Genomic DNA, 16,550 nt, shown 5'->3' with positions numbered 1-16,550 from the left:
GTTCCTCTGAATCGCTGCTGTTGCAGATGTCCCGATGCCCGCATACGGCATCTTGACATACAGGTTCCAACGGATAAGATAGTAATTAATTACTTTCTATTGGAAGACGTCATGGATTCCCACCCCGAACATCTACCCGCCGACGTGCGCCGCGAGGTCACGGTCGAAGCTGTGATCGCGCTGGCTGCCGAGCACAATCCCGGCGACATCACCACCAGCGCGATTGCGCGCCACATGGGGCTGACGCAAGGCGCCTTGTTCCGCCACTTTCCCAGCAAGGAAGCGCTGTGGGAGGCGGTGATGGACTGGGTGGCGGCCCGGCTGATGGCGCGGGTGGACGCCGCCATGGGCACGCACAGCGATGCCCTCGACGCCCTGGAGGCCGTGTTTCTCACGCACTGCGACTTCGTTGCCGAGCATCCGGGGGTGCCGCGCATGCTGTTCGGTGAACTTCAGCGCGCCGAGGACACCGCCGCCAAGCGCGTCGCCCGCAGCCTGCTTTCGGCCTACGGCAAGCGCGTGCGCCAGCTCATTACCACGGGCCAGCAGCGCGGGGAACTGAGCTCAGACATCACCGCAGACGCCGCCGCCGCGATGTTCATCGGCGCCATCCAGGGCCTGGTGATGCAGACCCTGCTGAACGGCAAACCCCAACACATTCGCAGCGCGGCACCAGGGGTGTTCGCGCTGTACCGTCGCTGCATTCGGAGCCAGCCATGACGTTTTCCGCAATGAACCGCCGCACCCTGCTGCTGCTTGCCGTACTGGTGCCCATTCTGATCTTGCTCGGCTATGTGGCGCTGCGCTCCGGGCCGCTGGCGCCGGTGCCGGTCACGACAACCAAGGTGGAAAGCCGCGCCCTGCAACCGGCTCTGTTCGGCATCGGCACCGTGCAGGCGCGCTACACCTACAGCATCGGCCCGACCGTGGCCGGGCGGGTGTTGCGGCTGAACGTGCATGTGGGCGACCAGGTCAAGGCCGGCCAGCTGCTGGGTGAGATGGATCCGGTCGATCTCGGCCAGCGCCAGAGCGGGCTCGATGCGGCGATGCGCAGCGCGCAGGCGCAGTTGCAGCAGGCGCAGGCGCAGCGCGACTTCGCCGCCAGCCAGGCCGAGCGCTACGACCAATTGCTCGCCGTGCATGGCACCAGCAAGGAGGTGGCCGATGTGAAGCGCCAGGAGCTGCGCGTGGCCGATACCGCGTTGGCCGCCGCCCGCGACGCCCTCAAACGCGCCCAGGCCGATGCCCAGGGCGTGGGCGCGCAGCGCGGCAATCTCAAGCTCATCGCCCCGGCGGACGGCCTGATCACCGCCCGCGACGCCGACCCCGGCACCACCGTGGTCGCCGGGGCGCCGGTGATCGAGATGATCGACCCGAACAGCCTGTGGATCGACACCCGCTTCGACCAGCTCAGCGCCAGCAGCCTGGCCGCGGGCGAGGCGGCGCGCATCGTGCTGCGCTCGCGCTCGGGTCAGACCCTGCCCGGCAGCGTGCTGCGCGTGGAGCCGCTGGCCGACGCCGTCACCGAGGAAACCCTGGCGAAGGTCCGCTTCGCGCAAGTGCCGAAGCCCCTACCGCCGCTGGGCGAACTGGCCGAGGTGACGGTGAGCCTGCCGGCCCTGCCTGCGCGCCCGACCCTGCCCAACGCCAGCCTGCAGCATGTGGACGGCAAGCTCGGCGTGTGGCGCATCCACGCGGACAAGCTGGAGTTCGTGCCCGTCAAAGTGCTGGGCAGCGACCTCGAAGGCCATGTCCAGGTCGATGGCGTGAAGGCGGGTGAGCGCGTGGTGGTCTACAGCCAGCGCAGCCTGCGCGCGGGCAGCCGCTTCAGCATCGTCGATCGCATTCCCGGAGTGACGCCGTGATCAGCCTGGCCGGCCGCGACATCCTGCATGCCTGGGGCAAGTTCGTCTTCACCGGCATCGGTCTGGGCCTGCTGATCGGCGTGACCCTGACCATGGCCGGGGTCTATCGCGGCATGATCGACGATGCCATGGTGCTGCTGGACAACAGCGGCGCCGACCTGTGGGTGGTGCAGAAGGACACGCAAGGGCCGTACGCCGAGTCGTCCAGCCTGTATGACGATACCTGGCGCGGCATCGCCGCGATGCCGGGCGTGGCCAGCGCCGCCAATGTCACCTACCTGACCATGCAGGTGCGCGCGGTCAACCGCAGCCAGCAGCGCGACGTGCGTGCCATGGTGGTGGGCGTTTCCGCCGACGGCCCCGGCACGGCCGGCTGGCCGCCGTATCTCGTCGCCGGGCGCCAGATCACGCGCAGCCACTACGAGGCGGTGGCCGACATCGCCAGCGGCTTTCGCCTGGGCGACACCCTGCAGATCCGGCGCAACCGCTACACCGTGGTCGGCCTGACCCGGCGCATGGTGTCGTCCAACGGCGACCCGATGGTGTTCATCCCGCTCAAGGACGCGCAGCAGGCGCAGTTCCTCAAGGACAACGAGGCCATCCTGCAGCAGCGCCGCCGCACCGCCGAAAATCCGGCCTTCAACCGCCCCGGCGTGCCCGGTCTGCTCGACGCGGTGATCGCCTCGCAAAGCAGCAACAACTATGTCAACGCCGTGCTGGTGCGCATCAAGCCCGGCACTACCGCCAACGAAGTAGCTGAACCCATCCGGCGCTGGAAGCGGCTCACGGTGTTCACCCGCGCGCAGATGGAAGACATTCTGGTCAACAAGCTCATCGCCACCGCGGCCAAGCAGATCGGCATGTTCATGGTCATCCTGGCCATGGTCAGCGCGGCCATCGTCGCCTTCATCATCTACACCCTGACCATGGACAAGATCCGCGAGATCGCGGTGCTCAAGCTCATCGGCACGCGCAACCGCACCATCGCCGCGATGATCATGCAGCAGGCGCTCGCGCTCGGCCTGATCGGCTTTGCCGTGGGCAAGATCACCGCCACCTTTGCGGCGCCGATCTTTCCGAAGTATGTGCTGCTGCTGCCGGGTGACTCGCTCAAGGGCTTGGCCGCCGTCATCGTCATCTGCGCGCTGGCGAGCCTGATTGCCATCCGCATGGCGCTCAAGGTCGATCCGGCCGAGGCGATCGGGGGCTGAGATGAGCACGAACAAAGGCATCCGCATCGAAGGCTTGAAAAAGCGCTACGGCAGCGGCGACACCGCGGTGGACGCGCTCAAGGGCGTGACCATGCAGGTCGATCCCGGCGAGGTGGTCGGTCTGGTCGGGCCGTCGGGCTCGGGCAAGAGCACCCTGCTCAAGTGTCTGGGCGCGGTGATCGACCCCACGGCCGGTCGCATGGTTCTGGGCGACGAAGTGATCTACGACGACGGCTGGAAGGTGCGCGACCTGCGCGCCCTGCGCCGCGACAGGATCGGCTTCGTGTTCCAGGCGCCCTACCTCATTCCCTTCCTCGACGTCACCGACAACGTCGCCCTGCTGCCCATGCTGGCCGGCATGCCCAACGCCGAGGCGCGCGCGCGCGCGCTGGAACTGCTCACTGCGCTGGATGTGCAGCATCGCGCCAAGGCCATGCCCTCGCAGCTCTCCGGCGGCGAGCAGCAGCGCGTAGCCATCGCCCGCGGCCTGGTCAACCACCCGCCGGTGATTCTGGCCGACGAGCCCACCGCGCCGCTCGATTCGCAGCGCGCCATGGCGGTGATCCGCATCCTCAACGACATGGCGAAGAAGTATCAAACCGCCATCATCGTCGTCACCCACGACGAGAAGATCATCCCCACCTTCAAGCGCATCTACCACATCCGCGACGGCGTGACCCATGAAGAGGCCGGTGAAGGCCGCGGCTTCGACTGAAACCCTGGAGACGACATGAAAACCCAGCTTCCCGCCGATGTCCGCCCCTACCGCCGCACGCCCGAGTTCACCGAGGCCACCATCCCCGCTGGGCTGCTGCGGCACCACAGCACCAAGCCGGGGGTGTGGGCGATGATCCACGTGCTCGAAGGGACGCTCGAGTACCGCATCCTGGAGCCGGTCGAGGAACGCCACCTGCTCACCCCTGGCCACCCGGGGGTGGTCGAGCCGACGGTGCCGCATGAAGTCGCACCGCTTGGGCCGGTGCGCTTCTATGTCGAGTTCCACGCCGTCGCGCCGGACGTCGGCGATCCGCACGGCTGAAAGGGAGGTTAGCATGGTCCGTATTGCTGAAGACAGTTGTCCATCATCAGAGTTTTTCTCGTCATTCGTGGAGCATTTATATGTATAACAATGGCTTGACGCGCATTTTTGGCGTTTGCCGCGGCGCTGGCAACAATGCTCCATTTCGCGCAGTCATGGCAATGGCCCTTGCCGGCTCGCTGGCCGCCTGCGCCGCTGGTCCGAATTTCCAGCGGCCCGCTCCGCCCACGATGGCGAGCTATACGGCCACGCCGTTGTCGGCGCAAACGCTGTCTTCCCCCACCGCCCTGGGCGAGGCACAACACTTCCGTACGAACGCCCGTGTGGCTGCGCAGTGGTGGCGGAATCTGGGCTCGTCCAAGCTAGACGCCCTGATCGAGCAGGCCTTGCAGAACAGCCCAACGCTGGCCTCTGCGCAGGCCACTTTGCGGCAGGCGGAGGAGCTCCATGCGGCGCAGGCAGGATCGACACTCTATCCCCAGGTAGATGCTGGCGCTGCTGCCCAGCGTCAACGCTTCAATCCCGGTACCTTGGGGCAGGTAGGCAATGCCCGTACATTCAGCATCTACAGTGCCAATCTTGGAATGCACTACAACCTGGACCTTGCCGGTGGCAACCGTCGCGCCCTGGAAGCCCTCTCCGCACGCGCGGACTACCAGCGCTATGAATTGGAGGCTGCGCGTCTGACCCTAGCAGGGAATATCGCTACCGCTGCCATCACCCGAGCGAAGCTTGCTGGCCAGCTTCAGGCGACTACGGCGATGCTGCAGAGTCAGGAGGAACAGATACGGATTGCCCGCGAGCGTCTGCGGCTAGGTCAGGCGGCGCCAGATGAAGTGCTAGCCTTGCAGACCCAGGCGGAGCAGACGCGGGCGCAAGTGCCTGCCTTGCGCAAACAGATGCAGCAGGCTGAGCACCAGCTCGCCGTGCTGGCTGGCCGCGCCCCGGGTGCCGGTGGCATTCCGGAATTTACGTTGGCGGACTTTACTCTACCCGCCGAACTGCCGCTCAGCTTGCCCTCTGAGCTGGCGCGGCAGCGCCCGGACATTCTCGCCGCCGAGGCGCTGCTACATGCGGCCAATGCCGAGTATGGCGTCGCCCTGGCCAAGCTGTATCCCCAGCTCAATCTGAGTGCCACCCTCGGCAGTCAGGCCCTTACTGCTGGCGCTCTGTTCGGTCCCGGCTCCGCAGTCTGGAGCTTGGTCGGACAACTGACTCAGCCCCTATTCCATCCTGGTCTGCCGGCGGAAAAACGGGCAGCACGCGCCGCCCTCGACGCGGCCGCTGGCCATTATCAGGAGGTGGTGCTGGAGGCCTTGCGGAACGTCGCCGATGTACTGCGTGCCGTGGAAAACGACGCCCAGACACTGGCTGCCGAGGCTGCGGCGGAGCATGCAGCGCAGGGTACTCTCGACTCTGTCGAGCAGCAATACCGCCTTGGCGTGGCCAGTTATGTGCAGTTGCTCATTGCCCGGCAGCAGGTTCAACAGACTCGCCTTGGACTGCTTGCGGCCCAAGGACAACGCTTGACTGATAGCATTGCCCTGTATCAGGCACTCGGTGGCGGAGCCTGGCAGGAGCGGAGCTGAGTGTCGAAGTTCGCATTCAGCGCGGAGGGTAGCACCAAAGCGAACACTCGCCCGTCGGCGCGCAGCGCAGCAGGGTGGCCCCCGTAGTGTTCCAGTCGCTGAGCACAAAGCGATGCGCGTGGAGAGCTGGAAGATCCTCGTCGATGGCTTGATGTGTATGACCGTGGATGAGGATGCGATAGGGTGCCGAAGGACTGGCAAAGATGCCCTCGCCCTGGATTGCCATGGCGATGCCACGATCCGTTGCCTGCATCATGGTGATGGTCTTTTTTTGTAGCTCCTTTTGGCTGCTGCGTCGTAATCGACGGCCGATTCCCAGCAGGACGGCATAGGGCAGGATGCGCAAGAGGCCGAGCAGGAGGGGATTGCGGATGATCCGGCGAAAGCGCAGATAGCGATGGTCCTGGGTACAGAGCAGATCTCCATGGGTCAGGACGATCCCGCCGGGAAGCAGGGTCGGATCGGGTAACGCCGCAATCCCGAACTCCGCCAGAAGAGAGGGTGCCAGGGCGAAGTCCCGATTGCCGGTCATCACCCAGACGCGGATGCCGCCCTCCTGCACCATATGTAGGGCCCGCAGCACGCGGTTCTGCGATTCTTCCAGCGCTTGTGCGCGGTGCACCCAGAAATCGAAGAGATCGCCCAGAATGCAGAGATCGCTGACCCCTGCCGGAATCTCCCGGCAAAAGCGCAGAAAGAGCTCGGTCAGCTCCGGTCGCTGTGGGCCGAGATGCAGGTCGGAGAGGCAGAGGAGGTCTCCCTGCCGCTGCGCGAGGGCGGCTGGTGCCGGGTGCACAGATCAGGCGATACGTTCGGCCTTTTCGATCACCACGGCTTCCTTGGGCACATCCTGGTGCATGCCGTGGTTGCCGGTGGCTACCTTGGCAATGGCGTCCACCACTTCCATCCCGGAAGTGACCTTGCCGAAGACGGCATAGCCCCAGCCGCTGCCGGAAGCGGAACGGAAGTTGAGAAAATCGTTGTCCACGAGATTGATGAAGAACTGCGCCGTGGCCGAGTGCGGATCGTTGGTACGCGCCATGGCCAAAGTGCCGCGCTCATTTTTCAGGCCATTTTCCGCCTCGTTTTTGATCGTATCGTGGGTATTTTTCTGCTGCATTTTCTCGGTGAAACCGCCGCCCTGAATCATGAAACCCGGGATCACGCGATGGAAGATGGTCCCATCAAAAAAACCTTCGTCGACATATTGCAAGAAGTTGGCGACGGTCTTTGGGGCCTTGGCGTCATCCAGTTCGATCTGAATGTCGCCGTGATTGGTATGCAGTACCACTTGTTCCATGACGGACTCCTATCTGTGAGAAAATTTTGCCCAGAGTAGGGGCCTTGCCGCCGCTTGTCGAGCCTCTTGCCCGAATTCTGACTCTTCATTAGTATTTGCAACAAAGTTGCAAATATGGTGGGAGCAAAATGAAGAAGACTTCGCGGCGTCTGCGCGCTCAGGCAGGCTTTGCGGCGCTATGGGCAGTATCCTCTGCGCTCAGTGACAGCGTGCTGGCAGAGGATCTCGGTACGGTACAAAGCAGCGGGATGGCGGCGGCGTTGGCACCGGCCCTGGGGGAAAATCTGCCAGGCCACAGCGCCAGCGCCTTTCGTCTGCAGCAACGGCAGATCGAGGCGCTGGCTGGCCCCGGTGGCGCGAATGCCGATGCAGCGCTGGGCTTTCTGCCGGGCGTGTCCTATAACGCGCCGGATGCCCTCAACCTTGCCAACGTGCAAAGTGCCAACAAGGGCTTGCGCGTGCGTGGTGAGACCGCCCAACATGGCGCTGGCGATCTGCTCGCCGGCGTACCTTTCATTGCCGGTTTTTCCGGGCCCGGACAATGGCTGGTAGACCAGGAGGATGTGCGCAGCGTGACCCTCTATGCCGGTGCGGTGCCGCCCTTTCTCACGGCACCCGGTACGATCGCCGGGGTGGTGGACAGCGAGCTGCTCTGGCCGCAGGCGCAGAGCTCGTGGCTCCTGCGGCAAAGCATTGGCAGCAACTGGTTTTCCCGAAGTTTTCTGCGCTGGGATAGCGGCCTTCTGCCGGGGGGCTCCAGTCTCTTTGTTTCTGACTCCTTCACCCGTGCCGATATCTGGCGTGGCAGCGGCTTCGCTCCCGCCGGGCGCAGCAACGTGGCGCTCGCCTGGCAGCAGCCTTACGCCAGTGGCCGCCTGCGCCTTTTTTATACGCACAACGACTACCGCAGCGACAATTACCGCCCCCTGACCTTTGCCCAGTCTCAGGACTTGGCCCGATTCGGCGACTTAGGTTACAACGCCACGCCAGCGTCTGACCCCCGATCCCCTGAGGCCGCTTGGTATCAGGGCTACAACCGCCAAGATTTTCGCAACGATGCCCTGCTGTTGCTTTGGCAGCAGAGTCTCGGGCGCCTTGGCGCGGTGCAATTGGAGCCCTACGGCATGAAAGAAACGGGCTGGTACCAGCGCGGCTTGCTGCAGGGGACACAACCGCTCGTCCAGCGCACCGACATCGATTCCTGGCGCTGGGGGCTGCGCCTACAATGGGAGAAACGTCTCGGGCCTTGGCGCTGGCAGGCGGGGTATTGGCATGACGAAAAGATCGCGCCACATCCGGCCACCAACAGCGCCCTGTATCTACCGACCGTTGGCGGCGGCCTGCAGTTTTTGCGCTGGTCCCTGCTCAGTGGCCCCACTCGCGCGGAGCGCTACGACAGCCTCTTTGCCGAACAATCCTGGCAGTCCGGTGCCTTGGCGCTGACGCTGGGCGGGCGATATCTCTGGGATCGACTGCCGAGTTTGCAGGCCTATGCCACAGCCGGGATCAGTACCGACTCTCTTAACCAAGCATTGGCGCAGGCACAGCCCGTTACTGCGCTCTCCGTGACCGGCCGCACCCTGGGCGCTTTTCTGCCCTACTTGGGTTTCCGTTGGCTGCTCAATGAGCATTGGCTCTTGCGCGCCAGCGCCGGTAGCAATGTGGCCTCCCCCGGCTATGACCTCTGGCCTGCCTATCAGGCCAATGTGGCCGCGTTGCAAAAGGCGGGCCTGGCAATTCAGTCGTTATGGGATGCCCAGCGCCTGCAACGCGCGGACCAGGGGGATCTGGCACTGCGCTGGGCCAACGACTCGGGCTTTGTCGAACTACTGGGGTATTACGGTACCTTTCGCAACAAGTCGGTAGCCGTATTCGATCCGCTGTCGCAATTGGTCTACCCGCAAAACGTGGGCGATGGCCGCAGCTTCGGTGCCAGCATCAGCGCCGAGTGGCGCATGGCACCGCACTGGCAGATCGCTGGCAACGGCAACTATACCCGCAGCGCGTTCAGTCGCGATTTCCAGTCGCTGGGCGGCCAGACCCTCGTGGTTTCCGGCTTGCAGACCCCGGATACGCCTCTGTGGACCGGCAACCTTCTGCTGCGACATGAAGATGATGCCTGGCGCGCCAGTGTGGCCGGACGCTATCTAGGACAACGCTGGGCCGACAGCCTGCACACAGAACCCGTTTCCGCCTACTTTCTGGCGGATCTCAACGCCGGCCATCGCTGGCGTTGGAACCGGCAGGAACTGGACCTGGATATCTGGCTCTACAATCTCTTTGACCGCCGAGCCATCGGCTTCATCAACACCGGTGGTTTGACAGTAGATAGCGGGGCAAACTTTTACCCCCTCTCAGCGCGTACCCTCGCTTTGACCTTCAACTGGCACTATCACTGAGGCCGCGTCCGCCTTTTTTCGGCGTCGGAGAAATCCATAGACCGGGCAGTAACCGATCGCCGCAGTAGCAATCAGAAGCAGGCCGGAGAAGGTCCATTCCTTGTAGGGAAAGGGATTCATGAAGTAGATGGCAACCAGGATGGCGCCAAAATACAGGCGCAGCCAACGCTCTACGGGCAGCATGTTCGGTCGGATTCTCATGGCGATTCCTCCAAATCGGATGCCAAGGTCTTTACTGTAGGCCTTTCCTCAGCGGGATGCAATGATTCGGCTGCGTCACTACTTGCGGCGGTAGCGCAGATTTTGTCGCAAGGGACAAAGTTCTTCGGGCTCCATATCAAGACCAGAGAGTTGTGACTTTTTGGGTCTTCTTCGCGAGACGTTTTTCAAATATCCCCTCAAGACCAGCATGATAGTCGTGATGTTTTCTTCTGGAGAGCTTGCCGCTGCCACGGCTGATGAACTGCATTCCTGGCGCACGAAGATTGGGACGAGTCTAGGAACAGAAAGAGTAAGTTTGTCAGACGATTTGCCTAGCGTGGTCATACTTGGTCACAATCTATTGAGTCTTGTGGTGTATCTGCAATAGAATGTCGGCACGGTATGACAAGTAGGCGCTGCGGTCTGCATGAAGATGCGCGCGGTGATAGCTCGGATGCCGGTGTTTTTGCTTGATTTTTTTGCTCGTTATTCCACCCGAAATGAGGAGACCGTTATGAGCAAGCTGACCACCACGTTGAAAGTTGCAGCCCTGATCCTGCCTTTGGGTCTGGCTGGCTGTGCCACCAATTCCGACCTCGCCAAGGTTGCTTCCAAGGCTGACGCTGCGCAGTCTACCGCCAACGAGGCACTCGCCAAGGCCAATGCGGCGCAGAACACCGCCAATGATGCTCTGAGCAAGGCCAATGCTGCGCAGAGCACTGCTGACCAGGCGATGAGCACTGCCAATGCTGCCAACCAGAAGGCTGAAGAGGCCAACGAGAAGGTTGAGCGGATGTTCAAGAAGGCGATGATGAAGTAAGTTTTACCGGTTCGGTAAACTGAGAGGCCCCGCTTCGGCGGGGCTTTTTGTTTCAGTCTGCATCGGGTATCGGGTCACGAACCGCTATGAGTGTTGGCACCCCATCTGCTTCGCGAAAAACCTGGAGCGCCTGCACCCAGGATATCTGCATTCCCGCCGGAATTTGTTCCTGTAGCCAGCGCCGGAAAGCCTGTTCTTGCCCGCGCGTATCCGGTTTTTCGTGTAAGGGTGGGAACACCTGCAAAAAATAAGAACCGTCGCGCTCCCCCCAAAGCCAAGGCTGGTCAACGACCTGCACGACCGTGCCCGGCGCGACCTGCGCAAACAACGCCTCGATGTCGTTTGGCATCAGGCGGATACAACCATGACTGACCCGCATCCCCACCCCATAGGGCTTGTTGGTACCGTGGAGCAGGTATCCACTCCAGCCAAGACGCAACGCAAATTGTCCCAACGGATTGTCAGGGCCCGGGCCGACAACGGCGGGTAAAGGATCGCCGTTTTTTGCATGTTCGGCGCGAATGCTGGCCGGAGGCGTCCAGCTTGGATCGCGGATTTTGGCGGTAATCGTTGTCGTGCCAGTGGGAGTGTTCCAACCCTCCCGGCCAATGCCAATCGGAAAGGTTTCTACGGTATTGCCGTGCGGCGGGTAGTAGAACAGGCGCATGGCTGGCAGGTTGATGACGATGCCCCGGCGCGGCGTTGCAGGCAGGATGTATTCGCTGGGAAGCAGGATCTGCGTTCCGGCCTTAGGCAGCCAAGGATCGACGCCTGGGTTGGCGGCACGCAGGGCATCGTAACCAATGTCCTGTTGTCGGGCGATATCGACCAAGGTATCTTCATGACGTGCGTTGAGATAGCGGATTTCTCCTACCATATTGCCCTGCGGCAAGGGATAGGTAGTCGCAGAGGCGGCGCCGATGCCACAGAAAAACGAGTATAGGAGAACAGCGGTCAAACGCACGGGGAAAACCTGAAGCAATGGAAACCGCCTGAGTCTGCCAGATTGCCTGGGGTGGTCAAGTATCTCAGGTACCCTGCCGATAAAAGAGATCCATGACCAGACTGAAGCGCTGGAGCTCTGGTCCACTCCTCCTGCCGGTCATGAGCTCAGCGTGGGCAAAAGCACCCAGCATCGGACAGTTGGGGAAATGCTCATGCCATAAGCGCAGCTCGTTTTTCGCTTGTGAGGAACAATCCATCGCGCGGGAAGAGGAGTAGCTGAGCCAGGCGAAGTCCGGCATCCCGCGCGGCCTGACTGCCTCCAGAATTACCCGGGTGTCCCGTAGAGCCGCGTCTGGATTACGCCAGGCAAGAAAGACCTGACTGTTCGCCCGCAGCGGTCGCTCCAACCATAGGCCGCTGCGATTGCCATCGGTTGCGACAATGTGCAGGTAGCGAATGCGTGATTGCGCATCGCGCTCTGCTACCAGCAGTTGGTCCAGGGGCAGCCGACGTGCTTCCCGCAAGGCAAAGGGGATGTTGCGGGCAAGGAGAGGCAAAGCGGAATAGCGTTCCAGCTGCAAGAGTAACGCACCCTCTTGGCGAAAATATGGGAAGAGATTCGTCAGCGGGCTGATACCGGAAGAGCTTTCCTGCTGATGTTGCAATGGACCCAACAATGCTGTGCGCAGCAGGTGCCGGCGCTGGGGATATTGCCAGAACCAGGAAAGTTTGCTGGTGACCACTCCCATCGACGCGTTTTCTTCTGCGGGCAATTCTCCCGCATCCAAGTCTTGTGGGCTAGCCCAGAACAGCGTGTTGGCACCATGTTCACCGAGTCCAAGGGGGGAAGAGAACAGCAATACCGCGCAGGCCGCCTGTCCCAGTGCGCTGCCATGATCGCTGATGACTCCGGGGAAGGAAGCGGCGCGAATTTGCAGACAGGCGAGACGTCTTGCAAGACGCTGCAAGGCCGCGCGTGGTTGCGGCAGATGGCTCGGGCTGAAGACAATGAGGGCCCCGCTGACCGGCCCCGCAAGCTTCGCGAGAGCCATGGCTACGGCATCATCGAGCAGGGCCTCTGGCCCTTTGCTACCCGTGGCAAACCCGGAAGAGACGGCCTTCTCAGCCAAGTTGTTTATTGGGCCAGATGCAGCAGTCGTGCAAGGCGCAGACGTTGCAGCGCGGCTTGCGTGCAGTACAGGTGTAGCGGCCGTGCAGGATCAGCAGGTGATGGGCATCGAGCAGAAATTCTCTGGGCACTACCTGCATCAAGCGGTCTTCAACGGCACGCGGGGTTTTGCCTGGGGCAATGCCGGTGCGATTGGCCACCCGAAAAATATGCGTGTCGACGGCAATGGTCGGTTCCGCAAAGACCGTGTTGAGAACGACATTGGCGGTTTTTCGTCCAACGCCGGGCAAAGATTCCAACGCCTGACGGTCTCGCGGAACTTCCCCTTGATACTGGTGTAGGATGATTCCAGCCAGGGCGTGAACATTCCGTGCCTTGGTGTTGAAGAGTCCGAGGTGTCGTATGTGCTCCCGGATGTTTTCTTCTCCCAGATCCCATAACCCTTGCGCATCGGGCGCGGCGGCGAAGAGCCTGGCGGTGCAGAGATTGACCGCCTTGTCGGTACTCTGCGCCGACAAAACCACAGCCACCAGGAGTTGAAACGGGGAGGCGTAGTGCAGCTCCGTACGCGGCTCGGGGATTGCCGCCCGCAGGGCGGCAAAACAGGTTGCTATGGTTTTCGGGTCCATCGCGGATCCCGCTGGCGCGGGATGCAGAGTGTCAGACGTGGCGGTAACGACCGATTTCCGGTGCTTCTGGACGAGGATGCTCGGCACTGACGGCGTCCGCTGCCTTGACCCACTCGTGGTGCTCGTGCTCCAGCGCGTGCAGGGCGTCGTGGTCCATTTTGGGGAAGATGGCACCCTTGATGAACTCGCCAAGGTCGAGCAAACGGGTCGCAATAGCGTAGCCATGCAGATGAAAGTCATGGTCGGCATGCGTCCCGAAGTGGAAATGTTCGCCGGTGAAAAGAACGCCTTTGCTGGCTTTCAGATCGGCGTCGTTGAGGACATAGTTCTTGGTCCACTCGTACCAATCCTCAAAATATTTCTCCTGCGCTTCCAGACTCCAATCGTGTGCTTCAAAAAAGGCATAGACAGAAACGCGGTTGGCTTTGCCAGAGAACGGAAAGTGACCTGCCATGGACTGCTCCTATGTGCGGAAAAACTACGTGATTATAGACTGGTTACCGCTTTTGCGGGTAGTCAAGGATTTTTTAGAGGGAATAATGATCTCCAATGACCGGACAGTGGTAGCGCAGATTGCGCTCGCGCAATACCTTGGCGATCCCCTCGCGGCCGTTGTCTTCGCCATGCACCAGAAAGGTAGTTGCCGGGCGTTGCTCGGCCCCATACCAGTGCAGGAGTTCGTCGTGGTCCGCATGGGCAGAGAAGCCGCCGATCGTATGCACTTTGGCGCGTACCTGGATCTCCTCGCCAAAGATCCGCACGGTCTTGGCGCCATCGATGATCCGTCGGGCCAAGGTCCCCTGTGCCGCATAACCAACAAAGATAACGCTGCTGTCGGCGCGCCAGAGATTGTGTTTGAGGTGATGGGTAACGCGGCCACCACTGGCCATGCCGGAGCCCGCCATGATTACCGCTCCACCCTTGATCAAATTGATCTGCATCGATTCCGCCGTCTCCCGGGTAAAGTGCAGATTGGGCAGTGCGAAGGGATCGACACCGCTCTGAAAGATCTTCCCGGTCGTGGCATTGAAACATTCGGAATGGCGGCGAAAGATTTCGGTAGCGGAAATGGCCATCGGCGAGTCAAGAAATACGGGTAGTTGTTTGGGCAGTTCGCCAGCCTCGATCATCTCGCGGAGAAAATAGAGCAGGTCTTGGGCACGTTCGAGGGCGAATGTGGGAATGATGGCGTTACCGCCGCGCTCTAGAGTGTCGAGGATGGCGTCACGAAGCTCGCCGATGGAGGGCTGCATAGCCTTGTGTAAGCGATCGCCATAGGTGCATTCCATCACCAGGACATCTGCCTCGGGCGCCGGGCTCGGGCTGCGGATGATGGGTTTGCCGGCATTGCCCAGGTCACCGGAAAAGACAAAACTTTGGCGTTTGCCGCTTTCCACGGCCTCGATATGCACCCACGCCGAGCCGAGGATGTGGCCGGCATCGCCAAACCGTACGGTAATGTCCGGACACAAGTCGATGGGCTCGTCGTATTTGGCCAGACGACCGAAGTGATCCATGGCGTCCAGTACGTCCTGCACTTCATAGAGGGGCTCCTGCAGCTCGTCACCATGCCGCGAGGCACGTCGATTGGCCCGTTTCGCCTCCTCGGCGGCAAGCCCAGCGGAGTCGAGCATCACCAGACGCGCCAAGTCCCGGGTGGCCGCCGTACAGAGAATTTCGCCACGAAAGCCACGTTTGACGAGCAGAGGAATGCGTCCGCAGTGGTCCAAGTGCGCATGGGTCAGCAACAGATAATCGATGTCCTTGGGCGAGAAACCGAAATCGGCGGCATTTTCCTTGGCGATGTCTCCTTCTCCCTGAAAAATGCCGCAATCCACCAGGATCTGGCGCTCACCAATCTGCAGATGGTGACAGGAGCCGGTGACACCGCCCGCGGCACCATGAAAGGAAATTTCCATGATCAGTTCTCCTTGTTGTTCTCGTGTGCTTTGATCATGCGCCGGACAGCAGTTTTCTGTAAAGCGCTACATATTCCCGCGCCGCCCGTTGCCAGCCATAGTCGCCCTGCATGCCGCGGCGTTGCAGTTCCTGCCAGTGTTCGCGGTGCTGAAAGTGGCGCAGGGCCCGGTGGATGGCATCGCGCAGGCCGTCAATTCCGGCGGGCGCGAAGGCAAAGCCGTTCCCAGCGCGTACATCCTGATCGACATCGACCACGGTATCGGCGAGTCCCCCCGTTGCATGGACGATGGGTGGGCTGCCATAGCGCAGGCTGAACATCTGGTTCAGGCCACAGGGCTCGAAACGCGAGGGCATGAGAAAGGCATCGATGCCTGCCTCGATGCGGTGGGCAAGACTCTCATCAAAACCAATATGCACTGCCATTTGCCCCGGATGCAGATGCGCTAGCTGCCGCGCCTGGTCCTGGTACTGCGCCTCCCCACTGCCCAGAAGGATCAGCTGGATGCGTTCGCGCAGTAATTCCGGAGCCAATTGCAGAACGAGGTCGATCCCCTTTTGTTCGACGAGTCGGCTGATCAACCCTAATACCAACACTTCAGGATCGGGATACAGTCCGAGCAAGCTTTGCAGAGCACTTTTACAGCGCGCCTTGCCCGCGAGATCATGCTCGTCGTAGTGGGCGACCAGATAGGGGTCGCCGCGCGGGTTCCAGCGCGTGTCGTCGATCCCATTGAGGATACCGGTCAGATCGGCGTGACGTGTCCGCAAGAGACCGTCCAGCCCCATGCCGAAGGCCTCGGTCTGGATTTCCTGGGCATAGCGCGGGCTGACGGTGCTGAGGGCGTCGGCATAGACGAGCCCGGCCTTCAGGAAGGAAAAACTGCCATACAGCTCGATACCGCCGGGATGAAAATCTGCAAGGGGCAGATGCAGGGACGCGAGTAACTCCGGTGAAAAGCGCCCCTGATAGGCCAGGTTGTGAATGCTGAGCAGGGTGGCGGGGCGTGGCGCGCCGATACGACCTTCCAGGTCGAGGAGATAGGGCGCCAGTCCTGCCTGCCAGTCGTGGGCATGCAGTAGATCCATCCGCCCGGGCAGAAAGGGAATCCGCCCTTGGGCTAGTTCCACCCCCATCCGGTTGAGATAGGCGTAGCGCTGGGCGTTGTCCGGCCAGTCCTGTCCAAAGGGATCCTGGTAGATGCCGCCACGCTCGTAGAAACCGGGTTCGCGCAGGAAGAGGGTGTGCGGCTCGGCGGGCAAGCACCAGAGCTCTCCCTGGCGTTCGGTATACGGAGGAGTGAAGCTGCCCAGATAGCGGAGATACTGCAATTCCGGTTTGCCATAGTACGGCTGCAAGACCCATGTCTCGATTCCTTCCGCCCGCAGTTGTCCGGGAAGGGCACCGATGACGTCGCCGAGCCCCCCGGTTTTTGCATAAGGGGCCATTTCCGAGGCGAGAAAAAGAACGCGCACACTGCACTCCTCAACCGGCAAAATCTGGGA

The 16,550-nt window shown here is 61.8% G+C and carries 17 protein-coding genes; 8 read left to right on the top strand and 9 right to left on the bottom strand.

The features are described 5' to 3' along the window. Window positions 1-111 precede the first annotated feature (111 nt). The 6 genes from ACQAYK_RS09290 to ACQAYK_RS09265 all read left to right on the top strand — a co-directional run bounded on the left by ACQAYK_RS09290 (window position 112) and on the right by ACQAYK_RS09265 (window position 5,704). Window positions 112-720, top strand: a complete 609-nt coding sequence (locus tag ACQAYK_RS09290; RefSeq protein WP_215872970.1) for a TetR/AcrR family transcriptional regulator — start codon at window positions 112-114, stop codon at window positions 718-720. Continuing rightward, window positions 717-1,865, top strand: coding sequence for an efflux RND transporter periplasmic adaptor subunit (locus ACQAYK_RS09285; protein ID WP_215872969.1), 1,149 nt, complete (start codon window positions 717-719; stop codon window positions 1,863-1,865). Before ACQAYK_RS09290 ends, ACQAYK_RS09285 begins: the two co-directional genes overlap by 4 nt. Further along, a complete protein-coding gene (locus ACQAYK_RS09280; RefSeq protein ID WP_215872968.1) occupies window positions 1,862-3,076 on the top strand; it encodes an ABC transporter permease in 1,215 nt (404 codons plus the stop codon). Before ACQAYK_RS09285 ends, ACQAYK_RS09280 begins: the two co-directional genes overlap by 4 nt. Window position 3,077: 1 nt before the next feature. Continuing rightward, window positions 3,078-3,791 (top strand): ABC transporter ATP-binding protein, encoded by a 714-nt coding sequence (locus ACQAYK_RS09275; RefSeq protein ID WP_215885318.1) that lies wholly within the window; start codon window positions 3,078-3,080, stop codon window positions 3,789-3,791. Window positions 3,792-3,806: 15 nt separating this feature from the next. Further along, window positions 3,807-4,115: a TehB family protein gene (locus tag ACQAYK_RS09270; RefSeq protein ID WP_215872967.1), complete on the top strand. Its 309-nt coding sequence runs from the start codon at window positions 3,807-3,809 to the stop codon at window positions 4,113-4,115. An 80-nt stretch (window positions 4,116-4,195) separates the two neighbouring features. Then, window positions 4,196-5,704 (top strand): efflux transporter outer membrane subunit, encoded by a 1,509-nt coding sequence (locus tag ACQAYK_RS09265; protein ID WP_226827104.1) that lies wholly within the window; start codon window positions 4,196-4,198, stop codon window positions 5,702-5,704. A gap of 16 nt (window positions 5,705-5,720) precedes the next feature. Here the strand turns inward: ACQAYK_RS09265 and ACQAYK_RS09260 are convergent, their stop codons facing one another. Together ACQAYK_RS09260 and ACQAYK_RS09255 are read right to left on the bottom strand one after the other, a co-directional pair. Continuing rightward, window positions 5,721-6,500, bottom strand: coding sequence for a UDP-2,3-diacylglucosamine diphosphatase (locus ACQAYK_RS09260; RefSeq protein ID WP_215872966.1), 780 nt, complete (start codon window positions 6,498-6,500; stop codon window positions 5,721-5,723). Window positions 6,501-6,503: 3 nt separating this feature from the next. Then, window positions 6,504-7,004: a peptidylprolyl isomerase gene (locus ACQAYK_RS09255; protein WP_215872965.1), complete on the bottom strand. Its 501-nt coding sequence runs from the start codon at window positions 7,002-7,004 to the stop codon at window positions 6,504-6,506. A 128-nt stretch (window positions 7,005-7,132) separates the two neighbouring features. Between ACQAYK_RS09255 and ACQAYK_RS09250 the strand changes: the two genes are divergently transcribed. Further along, window positions 7,133-9,403: a TonB-dependent receptor gene (locus ACQAYK_RS09250; RefSeq protein ID WP_215871289.1), complete on the top strand. Its 2,271-nt coding sequence runs from the start codon at window positions 7,133-7,135 to the stop codon at window positions 9,401-9,403. Here the strand turns inward: ACQAYK_RS09250 and ACQAYK_RS09245 are convergent. Continuing rightward, on the bottom strand, window positions 9,359-9,604 hold the full coding sequence (locus ACQAYK_RS09245) for a YgaP family membrane protein (protein WP_215871290.1): 246 nt from the start codon (window positions 9,602-9,604) through the stop codon (window positions 9,359-9,361). The genes ACQAYK_RS09250 and ACQAYK_RS09245 overlap by 45 nt on opposite strands. Before the next feature lie 427 nt (window positions 9,605-10,031). Between ACQAYK_RS09245 and ACQAYK_RS09240 the strand changes: the two genes are divergently transcribed. Further along, on the top strand, window positions 10,032-10,424 hold the full coding sequence (locus ACQAYK_RS09240; protein WP_226827102.1) for an Lpp/OprI family alanine-zipper lipoprotein: 393 nt from the start codon (window positions 10,032-10,034) through the stop codon (window positions 10,422-10,424). Window positions 10,425-10,476: 52 nt separating this feature from the next. Here ACQAYK_RS09240 and ACQAYK_RS09235 read toward each other — a convergent pair whose 3' ends face one another. From ACQAYK_RS09235 to glgA, 6 genes are all read right to left on the bottom strand, one after another. Further along, window positions 10,477-11,388: a L,D-transpeptidase family protein gene (locus ACQAYK_RS09235; RefSeq protein WP_255789689.1), complete on the bottom strand. Its 912-nt coding sequence runs from the start codon at window positions 11,386-11,388 to the stop codon at window positions 10,477-10,479. 64 nt (window positions 11,389-11,452) lie between these two features. Further along, window positions 11,453-12,499, bottom strand: coding sequence for a hypothetical protein (locus ACQAYK_RS09230; protein ID WP_215871291.1), 1,047 nt, complete (start codon window positions 12,497-12,499; stop codon window positions 11,453-11,455). After that, the gene (gene nth, locus ACQAYK_RS09225; protein ID WP_215871292.1) at window positions 12,492-13,127 is read right to left on the bottom strand and encodes an endonuclease III; all 636 of its coding nucleotides are present in this window, start codon (window positions 13,125-13,127) and stop codon (window positions 12,492-12,494) included. The genes ACQAYK_RS09230 and nth overlap by 8 nt, the downstream gene beginning before the upstream one ends. A 31-nt stretch (window positions 13,128-13,158) precedes the next feature. Further along, window positions 13,159-13,581 carry a hypothetical protein gene (locus ACQAYK_RS09220; protein ID WP_215871293.1) on the bottom strand — a complete coding sequence of 141 codons (423 nt, stop codon included), beginning with the start codon at window positions 13,579-13,581 and terminating at the stop codon, window positions 13,159-13,161. Between the two features lie 73 nt (window positions 13,582-13,654). Beyond that, window positions 13,655-15,046, bottom strand: a complete 1,392-nt coding sequence (locus ACQAYK_RS09215) for an MBL fold metallo-hydrolase (RefSeq protein WP_215871294.1) — start codon at window positions 15,044-15,046, stop codon at window positions 13,655-13,657. 34 nt (window positions 15,047-15,080) lie between these two features. Beyond that, the gene (gene glgA / locus ACQAYK_RS09210) at window positions 15,081-16,520 is read right to left on the bottom strand and encodes a glycogen synthase GlgA (protein WP_255789688.1); all 1,440 of its coding nucleotides are present in this window, start codon (window positions 16,518-16,520) and stop codon (window positions 15,081-15,083) included. Window positions 16,521-16,550 lie beyond the last annotated feature (30 nt).

It is taken from the genome of Acidithiobacillus sp. AC3 (genome assembly GCF_050261095.1).
Lineage (GTDB): Bacteria > Pseudomonadota > Gammaproteobacteria > Acidithiobacillales > Acidithiobacillaceae > Igneacidithiobacillus > Igneacidithiobacillus copahuensis.
Note: the sequence above shows the minus strand (reverse complement) of the source record. Positions and strands in the feature narration are given on the sequence as shown.